We start from the raw sequence: 19,438 nt of genomic DNA, 5'->3' as shown, positions 1-19,438 counted from the left end.
ATATAAATTTTAAAAATACACATCTGTTAAAAGATACTTTCTATTGCACGTCTACGATGCCACCAGCTATGTTCATTTTATGTAATCAAAAAGGAACCCCTCGTTCAAGAAAAAAATAACCTGAAAATCTAGTCTAATCCTCCTTTATCCTTTCCCAACTATAAAGTGACGATATTCCAGATTCCTTCTTGCAAAAATAAGCAAAAAACCCAAAAATACAAAAATATTTTCAGGCTTTTTGCTTATTTTATTTAAGTCAAACTCTTTTATTAAAATCTTATGGCGCCAGATGTCCACATGAATGACAGAACAGCCCATATCTTTTTTTAAGCAAAGTGTTAAAAAAGCAAATAGTTATGGTCAAAGGTGATATCCAAATGATACTCACCAACTCTCTTTTCTATTTGGATACGCATCATGCGCTCTAATTCCTCATCTGACAAACGTGTACCTTCAGGAACAACGACATCAAATTGTAGGATCTGGCCTTTATGGATCATGCGAAAATCATGGATTTTCAAGCCTTCTGCTGTCTCATTGATGATTTTTTTCAACTCATTGAGAATCTCTTGATAATTCTCATTATCAACTGGTACCGGATCTAGATGACAGACTAATTCTACACCCAAAGATTTTTTGAAGTCTTTTTCGATGATGTCCATGATCTTGTGCGCTTCATTTAAATCTAGCCGATCATCCACTTCCACATGAACAGAAGCAAAGCGCTGATTTGGTCCGTAATTATGAACTAACAAGTCATGATAACCGAGGATTTTCGTATAGCCATTCAGCTGCTCCTCCATCGCCTGGATCTGTTCGACAGTGGGACGGCTACCTAATAATTCATACACGAATTCTCTTAACATCATTACGCCGCTGTACAAGATGTAAAGTGCTAACAAGAAGCCAATATAGCCATCCACGCGCCAACCTGTTAACCATTCGACAGAAGCTGAGAGTAAAACAGCAAATGTCGTATATACATCATTATAACTGTCTTTGGCAGTTGCATGTAAGGTTTCCGAATCGATCATTTTTGCAGTTCTCTTGTACATACGCCCCTGAATAACTTTTAAAGCAATCGAAAAGACTAAAACTAAAAAGATGATCGGTGATAGCGCAATATTTTCCGGATCGATGATTTTTTCAATTGAGGAGTGTAAGAACTGGAATCCGACGTACGTGATGATGAGAGACACGAATAATCCACTAATATATTCAAAACGTTCGTGTCCATAAGGATGCTCCGGATCTGCTGGTTTTGCCGCGATTTTGAAGCCAATCAAAGTCAAAACAGAAGAAGCGGTATCCGACAAACTGTTGATGGCATCCGCCATGATTGACACACTTCCAGAGAGTAGTCCGATCATCAATTTCGCAACGAATAGGATCACATTAGTTAACAGACCCCATACTCCTGCCATCAATGCTTTTTTTGTTCGTTCTTTTGCTGTCAGTGTTTCTTGTTTCTTTGCCAAATTTGTGACTCCTTTTATCTGTGATTGCTGATCTTATATCATTCAGGTTTTAAAGGTGTTGCTGCAAATAATGCTTTGGCGAGTAATGGTGTGATGATCCCTGCGCCGATAGCTTCTGGAATCCCATTGATTGCTGCAATTCCAGCAAGTGTCTTGAACAAGACCGAAGCATCGACACCATAAGCTTGAGCTGTGGCATTCGTATAAAATAAGCCCATCAATCCTAAAACAAGGACCGTATTGACTAAAGAGCCTAGTATTCCAGCTACAACAGCCGGTACGACGATCGTCGATGAACGCTTATACAACCAATGGAATACAAAGCCAGCAACGAGTCCCACTAAAACTCTGGGTACAACTGAGATGATTGGATTGGTGAAAACCAATGTATCGAAGGGTGTAGTTGGCATCGCGTAGGCACGGATGATCGTCGCAATTCCCCAGAACAAGCCGATCAACATGCCATCTTTCGGTCCTAATACTACGGCCGCTACGATCACTGTGATATGGATGATCGTCAAGCTAATAAAACCTAATGGAATAAAGCCTAACCATGGAATCATTGATTGAACGATAATGATGGCTAACAAAATGGCACGAAGTACTAACCGAAATGTTTTGTTTTTGCTATTCATTGAATCTCCCCCTGTTTGCTTTACTCTAATCCTATAGCGTTTTGTTGATTTGTCAATAAATGTGTACATAGCAATAACCGTTGAGCCAATGAAAATAAAGCAACGAGTTTGGGAAATCAGCCCAAACTCGCTTGCCATTTATTTGTAGTAAAAACCTACGCTTGCTTCTATTTATTTTCTAACCATGTTTTTGCTTCTGTCAATGCGTCTGAGATACCCGCTGGGTTTTTTCCACCTGCTTGCGCCATATCTGGACGACCACCGCCACCACCGCCGACTTTCGGTGCGATTGCTTTGATCAAATCGCCGGCTTTTAAGCCTGCTTCATTTGCTTCAGGTGTCATTGCTGCTAACAAGCTGACTTTACCTTCTTGTTCGTTTGCCAAGACAAGAATATCTGAAACTGCTTTTTGTTTCCATTGATCAGCTAATTGACGCAATTGATTCATATCTTTTACTTTAACTTGCGCAGTGATGATCGTTTTGCCATTGATCGTCTCTGGATTTTTGAAAATATCCCCTGCTTGTTGGTTGGCTAACTTACTTGCCAATTGTTCATTTTCTTTTTGTAGTTCTCTTACTTGTTGTTGCAATTGTTCTGCTTTAGCTACGACTTCTTTCAATTGTGGTGATTTCACGATTGCCGCAACTTCTTTTAGTTGTTGTTCTTCGCTTTCCAACAATTCATAAGCTTCTTTACTTGTCACCGCTTCGATCCGACGAACCCCTGCACCGATCCCTGATTCAGAAACGATTTTAAAGATTCCGATGTTTTCGGTATTACCGACATGCGTACCACCACATAATTCGATCGACCAACCGCCGATATTGACCACGCGGACTTCATTGCCATATTTTTCGCCAAACAATGCCATTGCGCCCATGTTTTTCGCTGTGTCGATATCTGTTTCGATGGTTTCGACAGGAATCGCTTCCCAGATTTTTTCGTTCACGATTTGTTCCATTTTCGCCAATTCTTCACTTGTGATCTGCCCAAAATGTGTGAAGTCAAAACGTAAATGGCCTGGTGCAACCAATGAACCTGCTTGGTTGGCATGATCGCCTAATACTTCTTTTAATGCTTTGTGCAATAAGTGAGTAGCCGTATGGTTTTTGACGATTCGGTTACGTCTTGGTTCATCGATCAATAAATGATAGGTGTTTCCTTCTTTGATTTCAGAAAGGACTTCTACTTTATGCAAGAATTGTCCATTTGGTGCTTTACGAACATCGGTCACATTAGCTACTGTTTCACCAGCTGCATCAATGATCCAACCTTGATCGGCTACTTGTCCACCCATTTCAGCATAAAATGGTGTTTGATCAAAGATCAATTGAGCTTCCCCATCCGATAGTTCACTGACGATTGTTTCGTCTTGGACGATCACTAGTAATTCACTGTCAGATTCAATATGGTCATAACCGATGAATTTGCTGTCTACTTTGATATCTGTCAATAAAGCAGATTGAACACCCATCGATGTTTCTGTATTACGAGCCGCACGCGCGCGCTCACGTTGCGCCTGCATTTCTGTTTCAAAGCCTGCGTGATCGACATTCAATCCTTCATCTTCCGCCACTTCTTCTGTCAATTCGACTGGGAATCCATACGTATCGTAAAGTTTAAAGATATCTTTTCCAGCAAGCGTTGTTCCGTTTGCTTGTTTTACCTCTTTGATCACTTGATTCAAGATCTCAAGACCTTCGTTGATCGTTTCATTGAAACGTTCTTCTTCCGTACGAACGACTTTTTCGATAAATTCTTTTTGCTCCAACACTTCAGGGTAGTAGCTCTCCATGATTTCGCCAACAACAGGCACTAAACGGTATAAGAAAGCTTGCTCGATCCCTAATTTTTTTCCGTGCATGACTGCTCGACGCAACAAACGGCGCAACACATAGCCGCGTCCTTCATTTGAAGGCAATGCCCCGTCACCGATTGCAAAAGATAATGCGCGGATATGGTCTGCGATTACTTTATATGAAATATCAGTTAAGGCATCCTCACCGTATTTTACTTTGTTGCTCAATTGCTCAACTGCATGGATGATCGGCATAAATAAATCTGTTTCAAAGTTGGTTGGTGCATCTTGAACGATGGAAACCATTCGTTCTAAGCCCATGCCCGTATCAATGTTTTTATGTGGAAGAGGTTCAAACGTATTATCTGGTTTGTGGTTGAACTCTGAGAATACTAAGTTCCAGATTTCAAGATAACGTTCATTTTCGCCACCAGGATAGTTTTCAGGATCATCTTCTTCCAAGTCATTATAGGCTTCGCCACGATCATAAAAAATCTCTGTATCTGGACCACATGGTCCAGCACCGATATCCCAAAAGTTATCTTCTACATCCACGATATGGTCAAGAGATAACCCAACTTCTTCGTGCCAGATACGTTTTGCTTCTGTATCTTTTGGATAAACAGTGACATATAATTTCTCAGGATCAAACGCCATCCATTTTGGACTTGTTAAAAATTCCCATGCCCAGTGGATTGCCTCTTCTTTGAAATAATCGCCGATCGAGAAGTTCCCTAACATTTCAAACATCGTATGATGACGAGCTGTTTTCCCAACATTTTCGATATCATTCGTCCGAATCGATTTTTGCGCATTCGTGATTCTTGGATTGTCTGGTACAACAGACCCATCAAAATATTTCTTTAGTGTCGCCACTCCTGAGTTGATCCATAATAAGGTTGGATCATTGACCGGTACTAGTGAAGCACTAGGTTCGATCGTATGTCCTTTTTCTTGGAAAAAGTCTAAAAACATTTGACGTACTTCTGCACTGCTTAATTTTTTCATTGTTTTACCTTCTTTCTACATAATAAACGACAAAAAACACCATTACAGCCAAGGACGAAAACTCGCGGTACCACCTTGATTGCAATGATGTTTACTCATTACCTCTTAAACTCGTTAACGCTGAGTCGCGTTGATATTTCTATCAAATTGAAAAAGGGAGCAGTTTGAACAGTGACTATTCTTTTTTCAGCCGAGAAAGAATTTTCTGTGAGTCAGTCTAAAACAAACTATGTCCTTTTTGTACTTTATCAGTATACGTATTCTTAGCGATGCTGTCAATCCTACTTTTTGATTTTTCATTGTTTGCGGTCTACGTTTTCCTTGCTATAATCAAGAAAGAATCCAAAAGGAGGCAAAATAATGGAAACGTATTTTGGAACCGAAGAATGGATAAAAGCCAGCAGTTACGTTTTACGTTATGACGTATTCGTGTTAGAGCAAGAAATACCTGCTCATTTAGAATTTGACGGTAAGGATGCCTATTACCCGAACCTTGTCATGATCCATAACGAACAGCCAATTGCTACCTTGCGTTACCAAAAACAAAGCGATGAGCAAATCCAATTTGATCGTTTTTGTGTCGCAAAAGACTGGCGCAAACGTGGGATTGGCAGAGAAATGCTTCAATTGGCAGAAAAACGAGCAATAAATGAAGCATTCAAAGAAATCTATTTGATTGCAGAGCTCCCCGCCGTTCCTTTCTACGAAAAGCAAGGCTATCAGAGTTTCTCAGACCCACTGATCGAAGACGGTATCCTTTGTCAACAGATGCGAAAACAGTTCTCCTAATATAAACTGTTTATTCATAAAAAAAATCAGCCCCAAAACCAAAAATAGATTTACTATTTAGGTTTTTGGGGCTGATAGTCAAGGGCAGCGTGATTCGCTCATGACTGCTTTTATTTGTTGGAATTCTTTTTATTTTTTCTGGCTGTACGCGTTTGTTGACGTTTTTCGATCTTACGGTCTTTTTTATTTTTCTCCGCAATTGCCCAGTCGATTTTTTTCTTGTAACCAGGTTTGATCTTTTTCTTTTTCTTTTTGACTAAACCAATCAGTGTTGGGTCAAGACTATCTTTTGATTTTTCTCGTTTCGTCCGACGGTTACGGTCATAGGTTTTAACGATTTCACCATTTTTGATTTCCATTGGCTCAAAGACAACCCCGATTTTTTCGATGCCTTCGATCAATGGCTCATCACTTGGTGCATATAAAGTGATCGCTGTTCCTTTTAAGCCATTTCTACCAGTACGACCGACACGGTGGATAAAGAAATCTAGATCTTCTGGAACCTCCGCATTGATGACATGAGAAACACCTTCGATATCAATACCACGAGCAGCTAAGTCTGTCGCAACTACATATTGATACTCTAAGTTTTGCACTTGGCGCATCACACGCTTACGTTCACGAGGAGTGATATCTCCATGGATCTTCGCTATTTTCAGTCCTTGGTTTTTCAAGTAATCAGCGATTTCATCTACATGTTGTTTCGTGTTTGCAAAGACGATTGCTAAATAAGGATGCCCGATCGTCAGTAATTGATAGATCGTTTGATTCTTATCTTTTCCTTTTGTTGAAACTAACCAATTCTCGATATCTTCTGAGATCACTGCTTTTGGCTTGATTTCTTCGATGATTGGATTTTCCATATATTTACGCAAGAATGGGCGTAATTTTTCTGGAATCGTTGCTGAGAAAACTAAAAATTGTAATTTTTCTGGCAAGCGGCTAGCGATTTGATCAACTTCATTCAGGAATCCCATATCTAAGGTCATATCTGCTTCATCCACGATGAAAGCAAAGGCTGTATGGATCTTTAAAGCTTGCTCATTCATCATGTCAAGGATACGCCCTGGTGTACCGACAACGATTTGCGGTTGTTGGTGATTCAAGCGATTTAATTGACGTTGTTTGTCTGTTCCGCCGACAAAATTCGATACGCGAATCTCTGGATCGGAAAACTTAGCGATTTGAACAGCAGCTTCATAGATCTGTGTCGCCAGTTCACGACTTGGTGCTGTGATCACCACTTGGACTTCTTCTTTATTGGCATTGATTTTTTGAAATAGAGGCAAAAGAAACGTATGCGTTTTTCCTGAACCAGTTTGTGATTGTCCGATGATATTTTTCCCTTTTAAAATCAAAGGAATCAATCGTTCTTGCACTTCTGTTGGTTGTTGGAACCCTTTTTCTGCTAACGCTTCGTTGATAAACGGATGAAAATTGAATTGTTTAAAATGACTCATTTCGACACCTCTTCTCTTTGTATTTTTCACGACTTTGGAATTATACCATAAATTTGCTTATTTTGCTTGAAAAGGTCAGGCTTTTCTATCTTTGATCGTACTGATCGTGTAAGTATGACTCGCTTTCTCATAGAATAAAACTCTCTTTTTGCGGATAAAAGATAAGAATAGATTCAGACCGAAAATGAACTGTGCGACCAAGGTACATAAGAAAATGAACACTGCACTCATCTGTGTGACACCAGTCGCTTGATTGATGACTGGACCAACTAATTGACTCAACCAGCCTAGCCCATAAAACAAGAAATAGAGATACGCATAGCGAATGAACAACGCACGAAATCTGATTCGTTCTCTGCCATCTTCAACTAGCTTGATCCGGACGATTTTTTTTCCAAGTGTTCTGCCATTCGTTAAGAAAGGAAGGATCATGAAATATAGAAAGACTTGCACGAACAACCACCAACTGTAGGAAGTGAACTCGCTACTTCCAAACGATAATCCGGCTACCAATCCGATGATCGACGAACAAATAGATAAGAAAAACCAATCGATCAAATAGGCAAGCAGACGGCGTGTCAAAGAGACTGTCTTGCCTTTTTCATACGATACTTCATCCATTCTCGCTCTTGTTGGCAACATAAACGTAAAGATTGGCGTCACAAGATAGCCAAGCATTCCGCCAAATGTATTCGTTAGTAAATCATTGACATCGAATAATCGATACGGACGTGGATAGATAAAGTAAAGACCTGTTAATTGTGTCAACTCAAAAAATAGAGAGAGGCAGAAACTTGCAAAGACCGTTTTGACAAAGGACAGTCGGAAATAATACCTTAAATAGATGCCAAACGGTAAAAGTAAAAAGACATTGAATAATGGCTCTAAAAAAACACTTTGTCGCATCGCAGGTAAATAGGTACTCGGATCGGACAAGACGAGGACTGTATTCGCTCTGAAGTTCTCCCAAGACGCAAATAGGTGTAATTCCATTTTTGGACCTGTCATTTGCGCAACAGCTTCCTTAGTAGGTAAAGGTAAAATCACTAAAAAGTAAGCACATAATAGATAAAAGACAAATGAATATAAAATGACCGCTCTAGTTAGGAGAAACGTTCCATACTTTCGGTATTCATAAATAAAAAAGATAGCAGAAATCGCCAATGCGAGAAAAGGAAAGACAATCAACGCAAAACGAATCGGCTCGATATAACTTGCCATAAAACAAAAAGACCTCCTTTGAATACAGTTATCTTAGCAATATTGGTGAAAAGAATGCAAGTAATGACTAAATTATTTTTAAATTCCTATCAATTGAAGTATGATTATTATGAGGAGGCGATTCATTTTGCTTAATATTTATTTTGTATTTGGTGTTCCAGCATTTTTACTTATTCTGTATTTAGTCTTTGCATTGATTCGTAAGCGGACATCGATCCATTACTTAGGCTTTATTCTATTGATCATCGCAGGCTTTATGCTTGTTTTCAACCTACAGACATGGCAACAAGCACTCTCTGAGCTTTCACATACTTCAAGTGCAGAACTTTCTGCAGAACTTGGCTATTCTGTCTATTTGATCTGGGTACCGATTGGTATTGCTACTTTATTATTTTTGTTGAATATCTTCCGAGCTTTGTTAAGGATCAAGCAAATTCGAAAAAAAAACAAATAGAAAGATGAGGTCGAGACAGACGTGTTTAGCCTCAAAAAATAAGGCGTTATCCACGAAAATTGTTTTTCAACTTTTTGTGGATGACGCCTTATTTTACGAAGAACTTCCTTCTGTTCCCGCCGTCTATTTGATTTTAGATGACGCAAGAGGACGAATGGTCAAGACATGTCTTTTGATTTAATTATCGGTTACGCCAGGTTTGTGCATCAAGTGAATCCTCGCCCACAAACCATTCTTTGTAGAACTCCTCTAGAAATTCACGCATGAACGCTTCACGTCGTTTTGCTTCTTGCTTCGCAAATTCCGTATTCATTTGATCTGGCAGTAACAACAATTTTTCATAAAAATGATTGATGACTGTCGAACCTTTACGATACTCTTGTTTGTTCGTATAATTGATTGGCTGGATAACTGGGTCAAAAATCGGATGCCCCTTATGTCCTCCATAATATGCTGTACGTAAGATACCCATCGCACCTAACGCCTCTAAACGATCTGCATCCTGTACGATCTTGCCTTCTAAGGACAATTCGACGTTATCAGACAAACTTTTTGAAAAAGACATATTTTCGATGATATGAAAGATTTGATGAATCTCTGATTCTGCCACTCCGATGTTTGCCAAAAAGACTCTGAGTCCTTCTTTCGCTTGCTCTTCATCTTCGACCACTTTATCATCGATCGTATCGTGTAGATATGCCGCTGCCAGCGTGATAAAAGAATCGGCTTGCGGTAGTGTCTCAAGGACTTGTCGAGAAAGTTCGACTACTCGATTCGTATGGTCCACACCATGTCCTGAACGATCCAAAGACAATTGTGCCATGCTGTAGTTAGCAATTTCACTTAATTTATCCACTGCCGCTTTCACCTTCTATTAGAGAATTTTTTAGACTTCTTCAACACCATAAACGCTAAAGTAAAGTTTTCGCATAAAATCGATCAAGTACTGCGGATTCAATGCTTCTCCTGTCGCATCTTGGATCAATTGATTTGGTTTTCTTGATGCGCCGTACTGATGGATTTTTTCTGTCATCCACTCTTTGATCGGTGAGTAATCATCAGAAGCTAAAATCTCATCAACAGCGATATCTTTTTTCATTGCATGTAATAATTGTGCAGCATACATGAATCCTAACGCATAAGATGGGAAGTAACCAAAACTTGCACCTGACCAATGGACATCTTGCAAGATCCCTTCTAAATCGTTTGTTGGACGGATACCTAAATACTCTTCATATTTTTGGTTCCATACTTCTGGTAATTTCTCAACTTCTAACCCTTCATTGAACATCATTTTTTCGATCTCATAACGTATAATGATGTGTAATGGATACGTCAAACTGTCTGCTTCGATCCGAATCAAGCTTGCTTTTGTATACTGTAATGAACGATAGAAATCATCAAAAGAAATATCATCAAAGGTTCCTTCAGCACACTCTTGGAAGAATGGGTACTGCTTTTCCCAGAAACTGCGGTTGCTGCCGACAATGATTTCATTGAAAAGTGATTGCGACTCATGGATGCCCATTGATGTGCCTTCGCCTACTGGTGTATACGTATATTTTTCATCAATATTTTGTTCATACATCCCGTGTCCGGCTTCATGGATCACTCCAAACGTTGCCATTTTGAAGTCCTCTTCATTCCAACGTGTCGTGATGCGGACATCATTACGGTTGATCCCGATCATAAATGGATGGATCGTGTCATCTAAGCGACCTCTAGAAAAATCATAGCCTAACTGTTTGATCACACCGACTACAAAGCGTTTTTGTTGTTCCTTCGTCATTTTACGTGAAAGAAAATCCGTTTCGGGTGCTGTTCCTTTTTCGACTAAGGCTTGACGGATGGATATAATACCTTCTTTGACTTGGTCAAATACTTGGTCTAAGATCTCTACAGTCATTCCTGGCTCATATTGATTCAACAGCACATCATAGTCTGTTTTCTCCTCTTTACGCCAATATGGGATCAACTGTTTTGTGATCTTGATGTTCTCAGATAACGCGGATTCAAAATCAGCAAATTGGTTTGATTCACGCGATTCTTGCCATTTTGTGTGGGCTTTAGAAGTCGCAGAAGTTAATGCAATCATCAATTCTTCCGGTACTTTATGCTCTAATTCATAGTCTTCTTTGACTTTCTCAAAAACCGTTTTTCCGACTTCAGACAACTCGTCAGGGTGCGCAGAGAAGTATTCGATTGCTTCTGCGATTTTCGGTCCGACTTTTTTTGAGAAATATAGCCCATATAAATAACTGTTGACTTCACTGCGTTCTTCACTTGATTTTTCTGGCATACCTGTTTGGATATCCCAGTCCAATACTGTTAACGCTTGACTCATTAAATCGATTTCTTTGACTTCTTTCAAAAATTCCTTTTCATTCATCCAAAAATCCTCCAACTTATCCTAGTTATCATTTATCCAATAGTTATCGCTCACTTACATTTACTACATTTCCTTTGCGTTGATTAATTCAAACCGTTCAACAGCAAGGGGCATCTCTTCATAAAATTCTTTTCCAATTTGGGGCATTAATTCCCTAAAAAATTTTTTATGAACTTTATACCAGTAATCATAGCTCAAATCACCCTCACCCTCAGCACGGGCAATTTCTTCTGTTACTTCATTCATCGGCATTATCGTCATATCTGTATATTTTATGATGCCTACAGGTTCGTCTTTACTATTTAAAACAATGGTATAACTTCCGATTTTAGACAAAGGGTCTTCATCGTAATACAGGCATTCATCGTATGATGAACATGACGCCGTTTTGATCCCCTTTAAAATCAAGTCTGCCAACTCATCTGCCATCGGTGTTCCTTCCCAACCCCACTGCTCTGCAGTAACATTTGTTGGAGGGAGTTCACCTTGCCAAAATTCTTTCCAATACTTTTTTGCTTGTTCATTCATTTTCAATTCCTCCAAAAATCATAGGGTCAAAGGTCTTAAAGTCCCAACCATGTTTTTTAGGTGTCCATACTTATATCCTAGTTATTCGTTTTCAGTCCGTTCTTTTCTTGGTGGACGAGTTCCCCAATATTGGAACAGATCTGTGCGCAATGCACCATTGTATAATTTACGTTTTTTTGTTGCTTTTTGTCCGTAAAATTCTTCAAATGCCAAATCACTTGTCAAGATGTACTTACTCCACGTTTTCAATGGTCGGAAAACCTCACCCATTTCTTTGTAGAGACGACGAACGGATTCTTCTTCGCCTAAGCGTTCACCATAAGGGGGATTAGCAACGATCACGCCGTATTCTTTTTCCGTTTTGAAGTCCTTCACTGCCCGTTGTTGGAAGGTGATGGAATCGCCTAAACCGATCTCTTCCGCATTGGCTCTGGCGATACCGATCAATTGACCATTGATATCAGACCCAGTGATATCTAATTCGATATCATAATCTGCCTGTTCTTCTGCTGCTGCACGAACTTTTTCCATGATAGCCGGATCGAACCAATCCCACGTCTCACACACAAATTCACGATTGAAACCAGGGGCGATATTATGACCGATCAGTGCAGCTTCGATACACAGTGTTCCTGAACCACAAACTGGATCATAAAACGGACGATCTTTTCGCCAGTTCGTCAACATCACTAAAGCTGCTGCCATATTTTCTTTTAATGGGGCACCACCTTTTTCTAAACGATAACCGCGTTTGAATAAACTTGGACCAGTCGTATCAAGGGTCACTAACACATGATCTTTCAGTAAAGCAACTTCTAGTTGGAAATGTGCGCCGGTTTCTGTCAACGGCACAGTAGACGGACGATGATAATACGTACGTAGTCTTTCAACAATTGCTTTCTTAGTGATGGCTTGACAGTCTGGTGTACTATAAAGCGTCGATTTGATCGATTTTCCTGCAACAGGGAAAGAGGCGTCTAACGGAAGGTAGTCTTCCCATGGTAACGCTTTGACTTGCTCAAATAACTCATCAAACGTACGGGCATCAAACTCACCCACGACGATCTTGATGCGATCTGCTGTACGTAACCATAGATTTGTTGTAGCAATCGTTTCCATCGTTCCTTTGAAACGCGCACGACCATTTTCGACTTGGCACTCGATGCCAAGATCTCTAAGTTCTTTTCCTACTAATGCTTCTAGCCCGCTTGCCGCTGTCGCTATTAAATTGAATTCTCTATTTTTATCCATTGTATTCTCCTTATCAATCAAAAAAGAGGCATGATGACCTTCGTCCTCTATAATCAAACAAATGGTGTGGCAGAAGCAGCCCTTAGAAAATAAGCAACAACACCCAAAAATACGATAAGCTATTTTCGTATGTTGCTGCTTAATTCTTGGAGCTGTGCGCTTCCGTCACACCCTCTTCTAAATTCCCTACATCCGATCTTTTCAATGTGAAAAGGCCTGACGTAGAAAAAAAGCTATTCTTAGTACTGATTTTTTAGGCTGTTATTCGCCTATCGATTTATTCCCTGAAGATGTGGTTTTCTATAAGCCATGTTCTGTACTTTGTTTTTCCAGGGAGAAAAAACAAAGCGGTAACCATCTATCTGCAGATCAACTGCCCTTTTGTCTCGTTCTGATTCCCCGACAAAAAGCGCCCCTACCGTTGTTTGGGTTGCTCGCTCGAGGGGTTTACCGCGTTCCACCGAACAAGTTTCCTCATTCGCTTCGTCACTGTGGCACTTTCAAGGATACTGAAGCATAGCCGAAACCTTAGCTTGTTTTCCTGCCGTTACTCTAAAAGAGTACCTTAGCTTATTTTTTCGCTAAGCACGAACACTACAGGCATCACAGCCTGTGCGAGCATGGACTTTCCTCAGTCTGGTCAAAGCCAGACCGCGATTACCCGAAAACCACAAATCGATTCATTGCTTAAAACTGACGTGTTGCTTCGTTGTCATGTTCATTTGTTGATGTATAGTTGTTTGGATTAGGTGTTACTGGTGGTACATTTCCTGCTTGTGCATCTAATTTTTTACCAAATACTTCACGTTCAAGATTTGATAAACGTTTTAAAATATCAAAATTCGTTACTGCCGCACTTTTAGGAGTTTCTGTTTGTTGTGCACGACTTGGAGCTGCTCCTTGGTTTTTCGACAATTGAGCGACTTTTGCACTTAATTTATCGTTTTCTTCTTGTAAAGCAAGGAGTTGTTTGCTGTAATTCTCATAATCTTTGATAATATTGTCTAAGAATTCGTCCACTTCGATCGGATCATATCCGCGCATTTTTGTTTTGAATTCTTGTTGTAAAATGTCTTTAGGACTATAAATCAAATTCGCCATATTTACACCTCTAGTTCTCATTTACGTATTAACGTTTCTACTTTTTTATTGTATCGGAAAAGACTTGATAAATCAAACACTATATTATTTTATTCACTAAAATTTTGCAAATCATCCATGCTGACGGTTCGAATCTCATAAGGATGACTCCCTTGATATTTTTGTGCATCCTTAAAAAAATAGTCTGTTTTTCCAGGATATTCTGGATCATAAATCAATAGTGTCCCGTCCGTATGTTGTAGAATAAATTGGGTATGATTTCTTAGTTGACTTGGTGATTGATAGGGTTGGTGACTCACCGACTCACGATAGTCAGAAAGCTGTTCTACCAGCCTTTTCTTTTCCTGATTGTTCTCATTCCAGCCATTGCCAAACTCTGCAAACGGATAAATGATCCCAAGCTTCAATTCTGGATAATCCGTCTTCATTTCAGCGACGACTTCACCTGCCCATAATTCGACGCCTAAGTTACCGCTGATGATCACCCATTCCAATCCTTCTTCCACCAATTGGGTCAATTCATTTTTTAAAACTTTTTTAATAACTGTCATTTTAGGGTCATTATCTTTGAATATACCTAATTCAAAACTGCGATAACCAGAGATATACATTACTTTTATTGTATCCATTCCAGTTTCCTTTTCTTTCTCTGTGCTTTTTTGCTATAATGTGGCCTAGGAGAGTGATTCGATCATGGTTTTACGCTATCCAAATGGCCGTCCTTATATCAAGGATGCCTCGTCCAAAGAAAAAAAACAAGTAAAAAGGAACCCAAATACGGAGTTTGGCAATCGCGGGATGCGATTTGAAGAAGCCATCAATGAAAGCAACGAGTATTATCTGGCACATCAAATGGCCGTTATCCATAAAAAGCCAACACCGGTTCAAATCGTAAAAGTTGACTATCCTCGACGTAGTGCCGCTGTCATTAAAGAAGCTTATTTTACACAGGCTTCCACAACTGATTATAACGGTGTCTATCGAGGTTTCTATTTGGATTTTGAAGCAAAAGAGACAAAAAACAAAACTTCATTTCCATTTAAAAATTTTCATCCCCATCAAATCTCACATATGGAAGCTTGTCAAAAACAAGGAGGAATCTGTTTTGTCCTTTTATGGTTTTCTGCCTTACAGCGTTGTTTTTATTTAGATAGTACACATTTAGTCCACTATTGGCACGAACAACAGACACAAGGAAGGAAATCCTTGCCGCTTTCATTGATTGAAGAATTAGGAATCGAGATTCCAAGTGGCTTTGCCCCTCGTGTTCCATACTTGCAAGCAATCGACCAGTACTTAGAATCTAATGAAGGAGAACCAAAGAATGCCAACTAATCAAACGAGATCTTCTAAAAGAAGCACCTCCTCTTCTTCTCCAAAGAAAAGAGGAAAACAATCAACGAAAAAAGGCACTGGAAAAGATCGAAAAGGATTGATCACACGTATTCTTTTAATTGGTCTTTCCTTGATCTGTGTCGCTTTTCTCGCAGGGGTCGGACTTTTTTGGTTTTATGCCAAAGATGCTCCTGCTTTGACAGACGAAAAACTGGATGCAACAGTTTCGTCAAAACTTTATACGAAAGATGGCGAGTTATTTGAGGATCTAGGAGCAGAAAAAAGAGAAAAAATTTCTGCCAATGAACTGCCAAAGACACTTGAAGATGCCATCGTTTCAGTCGAAGACCGAAGATTTTACAAACATATCGGTGTCGACCCTGTTCGGATCATCGGTGCCGCATTATCCAACTTTACATCTGGCGGCTTACAAGGTGGTAGTACGTTGACTCAGCAGCTGATCAAGCTCTCTTTCTTCTCGACTAGTACCGAAGACCAAACAATCAGACGTAAAGCCCAAGAAGCCTGGATGGCTGTCAGACTGGAACAAACGAAATCAAAACAAGAGATATTGACCTACTATGTCAACAAAGTCTATATGTCTAACGGTCTTTATGGCATGGAAACAGCGGCTCAATCTTACTTTGGAAAAACATTAAGCGAATTGAATTTACCGCAAACCGCGCTTTTAGCAGGAATGCCTCAAGCACCGTCAGCTTATGATCCTTACCAGTTTCCAGAGCAAGCAAAAAAACGTCGTGATACTGTCTTGTACACGATGCTCCAAAACGAAAAAATCTCTCAAACAGAGTACGATACAGCGATCAATACACCGATCACGGATGGGTTACAAGAATTAACCCAAGAAGACACTAATACACGGATCGTCGACAATTATGTCAAAGAGGTCATCAATGAAGTCCATGCTAAAACAGACAAGAATGTCTATACCGATGGCTTAGATATTTATACGAACTTAGACTTGAATGCCCAAAAACACTTATATGATGTGGTGAATACAGATCAATACGTTGCATATCCAGATGATCAAATGCAAGTAGCCACTACGTTGATCGATGTCAATACTGGACAAGTCACCGCGCAGATCGGTGGAAGAAACATTCCGGATGATGTCGCTTTAGGTAATAACTTAGCTGTTAATACCTCTCGTGACTTTGGTTCAACCATGAAACCGATCACTGACTACGCGCCAGCATTTGAAGAATTGAACTATTCTACTGGCAAATTGATCGCCGATGCACCTTACAATTATGAAGGAACTTCTATTCCTGTTTCGAACTGGGACAACCGTTACATGGGAATGGTCACCTTGCGCCAAGCGTTATACCTTTCAAGAAACGTCCCAGCAGTCAAGCTCTTCAATGAAGTTGGCGCAGATAAAGTTGCAGAATTCTTGAGTAGCTTAGGGATCGAATATAGCACGATCCATCAGTCAAATGCGATTTCAAGTAATACTGAACAACAAGATGGTACAAAATACGGTGCTTCTTCTGAAAAAATGGCCGCAGCATACGCTGCCTTAGCAAACGGTGGTACTTACTATAAACCACAATACGTTAATCGGATCGTTTTCCAAGATGGCACTGAAGAAACATTTGAACCAGAAGGAACAAGAGCGATGTCTGAAGAGACAGCGTATATGGTTACTGACATCTTGAAAGATACGATTACTCGCGGAACCGGTACGAATGCCGCAATCCCAGGGTTGATCCAAGCAGGTAAAACAGGAACATCTAATTATACGGACGAGGAATATGCTAAGTTAGGTACCTCAACGGGCGTTTATCCAGATATTTTATTTGCTGGTTACACACCGAATTATGCAATTTCTGTGTGGACGGGATACAATGATAAAATGACTCCGATCACTTCCACTGGAACAGATGTAGCTTCAGATGTTTATCGCGAATTGATGAAATTTGTCTCCGCAAATGTGACAAATACGGATTGGACGATGCCTAACGGACTGTACCGTTCTGGTGGTGAATTATTCTTTAGAAATGCATCATCATCTGGCAATTCAAACGCTACGGTGCCGTCAACGACGATTCCTTCTTCATCTGCGGTCGTCCCTGTAACTCCTGTTCCAGATTCTTCAACGAGCGAAACTGTTCCTGAGACTTCTACAAGCTCAACGACTGAACCTAGTAGCTCTGAACAGTCAACGCCACCAAGTAGTGAACCAACTGAACCAAGTAGTGAGCCTTCTACAGAACCACCAGCATCTTCTAGCGAGGAAGCACCACCTGAATCCTCTGCTACGCCGCCAAGTTCCGAAGATACAAATGCTGCTGGTGGTGACAGCGGGACACGAACTGCACCTTCTACTCGATCTTCGTCTAGAAACAGTAGTGATTGACCATAGAAAAAAGCCATCCTCTGCGGATGGCTTTTTTGTTTACTCGTTTTCTGTCATTTTTCAACGCTCATTTCCCTACTAGATCGATCATTTTAAGTATTCAATAGGATAGTTTCGTTTTCTAGAAAACAAAACTACTCCCCCAGAAATACCAATCAACAGATAACCTAAGAAAACAATTCGTTGATTTACTACTGTTCCTGTTTCGGGTAGATTTTGTTTTGTGATCGCAGAAAGATCAGCGACTAGTGTCTGGTGCTTGTTTGCTTCTTTTGTTTCTTCAACAGTTGATCCAATCGTACCAGATACTCTGATATTGTGAGTAGATTGCACCTCTTCTGCCTTAACTATGGTTGAACAGGATAAGCTGATAATAAAAAGTATTTGTAGTACCGATAAAACTTGCCATTTTTTACTTCTAGACTTCCTCATCGTACTATCTGATAGTAGATTTTCCATTCGCTTTATTCCTCTACTGCAAAATTCAATACTAGTTTAAAGCTCGGATTACTTTCTACGGAAGCATTTCTCGGTGTCGCATCCCCACTAAATTGGAAGTTACCGACTGTATGATTCCCCTCATTACCAGATAAGGTGAATAAAGGCGTAGCTGTAACTGTCGAAACTCCTTTGTTGAATAATTCGATCGTGTTGATCGTTAGTCGATCCACTTCGCTCATTTCTTTGACTTCTGTCACATTTGAGACGGAAGCCCGCACACTTAGCGCAGAATGGTTCGTCACGTGATAAGCCGGAGAAGTAATCTTTTTATGCTCAGATTCTTCTGTTGTCCGGAAAATAGCTGTCGTCGGTAGGGTCACATTGATCCATTGATCGAGATTTTCTGGATTTGGACCAGGCTTTGTATTATCAAATTCACCGATGATCCCCTTTATAGTGATATCTCCAGAAGTTGCACCTTCTCGCCCATCGATGGTTTGGACTGGACTAGCAAAAGCGGTAATTCCACTAATACATACTCCTGTAATTGTTAGAATACTTAACACTAATTTTGTTGCTTTTTTCATTTAGGTAGCCTCACTTAAATTGGATTAATTTTTTATCAATATGCTGATTTCTGCTTCGGTTACGCCTTGTTTTTCTTTGGTTTCTGGATCATAGATATTGACTGTCGCTGTTGCTGGATATTCTCCTTTTTCTAAAGGTCGCTTCAAATACACCGCTTCAATCAATTGATTGGGATAAATCGCGCCAGAAGAATAAATCACTTCTTTCGTATCATTGATCGTGATATCGACCGCAATCGGATAAACATTCGTGCCAGGATTGACGATTTCGATCGATCCACGACTTCTGCCATTTTCGAAAACTGCTTCTGGGTTGATCTGCAAGGTGAAATAATTTGCATCTGCTAGTTCTTGCGCACGCTCAGAAATCCGTTGATCACTCGCATCACTGATTTCAGGCAACAAATCTGCGCTGATAACTGGAGTGGGTTCTTTGTGACCAAACCAATACCAACTAGCAACAGCCATCACCAACAAAGAAACAAACAACAATAAGACGCCGTTCTTCCGTCGTTTCTTTTGTTGATTCCTTCGTTTTGTTTTACTCATTGGTTGAACGTCTCCTAGTCATTATCATTC

General features: G+C 40.0%; 18 protein-coding genes and 1 other RNA gene. 4 read left to right on the top strand and 15 right to left on the bottom strand.

The features are described 5' to 3' along the window. Positions 1-338: 338 nt before the first annotated feature. From EM4838_RS06240 to alaS, 3 genes are all read right to left on the bottom strand, one after another. Positions 339-1,478, bottom strand: a complete 1,140-nt coding sequence (locus EM4838_RS06240; RefSeq protein WP_071867251.1) for a cation diffusion facilitator family transporter — start codon at positions 1,476-1,478, stop codon at positions 339-341. 38 nt (positions 1,479-1,516) lie between these two features. Continuing rightward, on the bottom strand, positions 1,517-2,113 hold the full coding sequence (locus EM4838_RS06235; protein ID WP_071867250.1) for an ECF transporter S component: 597 nt from the start codon (positions 2,111-2,113) through the stop codon (positions 1,517-1,519). 167 nt (positions 2,114-2,280) lie between these two features. After that, positions 2,281-4,923: an alanine--tRNA ligase gene (alaS, locus tag EM4838_RS06230; protein ID WP_071867249.1), complete on the bottom strand. Its 2,643-nt coding sequence runs from the start codon at positions 4,921-4,923 to the stop codon at positions 2,281-2,283. Positions 4,924-5,283: 360 nt separating this feature from the next. On the opposite strand from alaS, the gene EM4838_RS06220 reads away from it, so the two are divergent. After that, positions 5,284-5,712: a GNAT family N-acetyltransferase gene (locus EM4838_RS06220; RefSeq protein WP_071867248.1), complete on the top strand. Its 429-nt coding sequence runs from the start codon at positions 5,284-5,286 to the stop codon at positions 5,710-5,712. A gap of 110 nt (positions 5,713-5,822) precedes the next feature. Here EM4838_RS06220 and EM4838_RS06215 read toward each other — a convergent pair whose 3' ends face one another. Continuing rightward, positions 5,823-7,172: a DEAD/DEAH box helicase gene (locus tag EM4838_RS06215; RefSeq protein WP_071867247.1), complete on the bottom strand. Its 1,350-nt coding sequence runs from the start codon at positions 7,170-7,172 to the stop codon at positions 5,823-5,825. Between the two features lie 75 nt (positions 7,173-7,247). Further along, positions 7,248-8,393, bottom strand: coding sequence for a VanZ family protein (locus EM4838_RS06210; protein ID WP_071867246.1), 1,146 nt, complete (start codon positions 8,391-8,393; stop codon positions 7,248-7,250). 127 nt (positions 8,394-8,520) lie between these two features. Here EM4838_RS06210 and EM4838_RS06205 point away from each other — a divergent pair, with 127 nt between their 5' ends. Next, on the top strand, positions 8,521-8,847 hold the full coding sequence (locus EM4838_RS06205; protein WP_071867245.1) for a hypothetical protein: 327 nt from the start codon (positions 8,521-8,523) through the stop codon (positions 8,845-8,847). Positions 8,848-9,028: 181 nt separating this feature from the next. Here EM4838_RS06205 and EM4838_RS06200 read toward each other — a convergent pair whose 3' ends face one another. The 7 genes from EM4838_RS06200 to EM4838_RS06170 form a co-directional block, all read right to left on the bottom strand. Continuing rightward, positions 9,029-9,703: an HD domain-containing protein gene (locus tag EM4838_RS06200; protein ID WP_071867244.1), complete on the bottom strand. Its 675-nt coding sequence runs from the start codon at positions 9,701-9,703 to the stop codon at positions 9,029-9,031. 30 nt (positions 9,704-9,733) lie between these two features. Continuing rightward, complete coding sequence (locus EM4838_RS06195; RefSeq protein ID WP_071867243.1) at positions 9,734-11,236, bottom strand: carboxypeptidase M32; 1,503 nt, start codon at positions 11,234-11,236, stop codon at positions 9,734-9,736. A 63-nt stretch (positions 11,237-11,299) separates the two neighbouring features. Beyond that, positions 11,300-11,764, bottom strand: coding sequence for an ASCH domain-containing protein (locus tag EM4838_RS06190; protein ID WP_071867242.1), 465 nt, complete (start codon positions 11,762-11,764; stop codon positions 11,300-11,302). 81 nt (positions 11,765-11,845) lie between these two features. Beyond that, on the bottom strand, positions 11,846-13,015 hold the full coding sequence (locus EM4838_RS06185; protein WP_010735544.1) for a THUMP domain-containing class I SAM-dependent RNA methyltransferase: 1,170 nt from the start codon (positions 13,013-13,015) through the stop codon (positions 11,846-11,848). A gap of 298 nt (positions 13,016-13,313) precedes the next feature. Then, an RNA gene (rnpB, locus tag EM4838_RS06180) (RNase P RNA component class B) lies at positions 13,314-13,684 on the bottom strand. 18 nt (positions 13,685-13,702) lie between these two features. Further along, positions 13,703-14,116: a cell division regulator GpsB gene (gene gpsB, locus EM4838_RS06175; protein ID WP_071867241.1), complete on the bottom strand. Its 414-nt coding sequence runs from the start codon at positions 14,114-14,116 to the stop codon at positions 13,703-13,705. Positions 14,117-14,205: 89 nt separating this feature from the next. Continuing rightward, positions 14,206-14,745, bottom strand: a complete 540-nt coding sequence (locus EM4838_RS06170) for an SLOG family protein (RefSeq protein ID WP_010735546.1) — start codon at positions 14,743-14,745, stop codon at positions 14,206-14,208. Positions 14,746-14,809: 64 nt separating this feature from the next. Between EM4838_RS06170 and recU the strand changes: the two genes are divergently transcribed. After that, positions 14,810-15,451, top strand: a complete 642-nt coding sequence (gene recU / locus EM4838_RS06165) for a Holliday junction resolvase RecU (RefSeq protein WP_071867240.1) — start codon at positions 14,810-14,812, stop codon at positions 15,449-15,451. Next, on the top strand, positions 15,441-17,831 hold the full coding sequence (locus tag EM4838_RS06160) for a PBP1A family penicillin-binding protein (protein WP_071867239.1): 2,391 nt from the start codon (positions 15,441-15,443) through the stop codon (positions 17,829-17,831). The genes recU and EM4838_RS06160 overlap by 11 nt, the downstream gene beginning before the upstream one ends. A gap of 87 nt (positions 17,832-17,918) precedes the next feature. On the opposite strand, the gene EM4838_RS06155 is transcribed toward EM4838_RS06160, so the two are convergent. From EM4838_RS06155 to EM4838_RS06145, 3 genes are read right to left on the bottom strand one after another with little or no spacing between them, the layout of a single operon-like run. Then, the gene (locus EM4838_RS06155; protein WP_071867238.1) at positions 17,919-18,290 is read right to left on the bottom strand and encodes an LPXTG cell wall anchor domain-containing protein; all 372 of its coding nucleotides are present in this window, start codon (positions 18,288-18,290) and stop codon (positions 17,919-17,921) included. Positions 18,291-18,295: 5 nt separating this feature from the next. Beyond that, the gene (locus tag EM4838_RS06150; protein WP_071867237.1) at positions 18,296-18,859 is read right to left on the bottom strand and encodes a hypothetical protein; all 564 of its coding nucleotides are present in this window, start codon (positions 18,857-18,859) and stop codon (positions 18,296-18,298) included. 24 nt (positions 18,860-18,883) lie between these two features. After that, on the bottom strand, positions 18,884-19,408 hold the full coding sequence (locus tag EM4838_RS06145) for a hypothetical protein (protein ID WP_071867236.1): 525 nt from the start codon (positions 19,406-19,408) through the stop codon (positions 18,884-18,886). Positions 19,409-19,438: the final 30 nt, after the last annotated feature.

The sequence above is a fragment of the Enterococcus mundtii genome (genome assembly GCF_002813755.1).
Classification (GTDB): domain Bacteria; phylum Bacillota; class Bacilli; order Lactobacillales; family Enterococcaceae; genus Enterococcus_B; species Enterococcus_B mundtii.
Note: the sequence above shows the minus strand (reverse complement) of the source record. Positions and strands in the feature narration are given on the sequence as shown.

Bases quoted from the DNA above. Each gene is read 5' to 3' on its own strand.
- EM4838_RS06150 (WP_071867237.1), bottom strand. From the start codon at position 18,859: ATGAAAAAAGCAACAAAATTAGTGTTAAGTATTCTAACAATTACAGGA.
- alaS (WP_071867249.1), bottom strand. From the start codon at position 4,923: ATGAAAAAATTAAGCAGTGCAGAAGTACGTCAAATGTTTTTAGACTTT.
- EM4838_RS06210 (WP_071867246.1), bottom strand. From the start codon at position 8,393: ATGGCAAGTTATATCGAGCCGATTCGTTTTGCGTTGATTGTCTTTCCT.
- EM4838_RS06215 (WP_071867247.1), bottom strand. From the start codon at position 7,172: ATGAGTCATTTTAAACAATTCAATTTTCATCCGTTTATCAACGAAGCG.
- EM4838_RS06170 (WP_010735546.1), bottom strand. From the start codon at position 14,745: ATGGATACAATAAAAGTAATGTATATCTCTGGTTATCGCAGTTTTGAA.
- EM4838_RS06235 (WP_071867250.1), bottom strand. From the start codon at position 2,113: ATGAATAGCAAAAACAAAACATTTCGGTTAGTACTTCGTGCCATTTTG.
- recU (WP_071867240.1), top strand. From the start codon at position 14,810: ATGGTTTTACGCTATCCAAATGGCCGTCCTTATATCAAGGATGCCTCG.
- EM4838_RS06190 (WP_071867242.1), bottom strand. From the start codon at position 11,764: ATGAATGAACAAGCAAAAAAGTATTGGAAAGAATTTTGGCAAGGTGAA.
- gpsB (WP_071867241.1), bottom strand. From the start codon at position 14,116: ATGGCGAATTTGATTTATAGTCCTAAAGACATTTTACAACAAGAATTC.
- EM4838_RS06220 (WP_071867248.1), top strand. From the start codon at position 5,284: ATGGAAACGTATTTTGGAACCGAAGAATGGATAAAAGCCAGCAGTTAC.
- EM4838_RS06160 (WP_071867239.1), top strand. From the start codon at position 15,441: ATGCCAACTAATCAAACGAGATCTTCTAAAAGAAGCACCTCCTCTTCT.
- EM4838_RS06155 (WP_071867238.1), bottom strand. From the start codon at position 18,290: ATGGAAAATCTACTATCAGATAGTACGATGAGGAAGTCTAGAAGTAAA.
- EM4838_RS06145 (WP_071867236.1), bottom strand. From the start codon at position 19,408: ATGAGTAAAACAAAACGAAGGAATCAACAAAAGAAACGACGGAAGAAC.
- EM4838_RS06185 (WP_010735544.1), bottom strand. From the start codon at position 13,015: ATGGATAAAAATAGAGAATTCAATTTAATAGCGACAGCGGCAAGCGGG.
- EM4838_RS06195 (WP_071867243.1), bottom strand. From the start codon at position 11,236: ATGAATGAAAAGGAATTTTTGAAAGAAGTCAAAGAAATCGATTTAATG.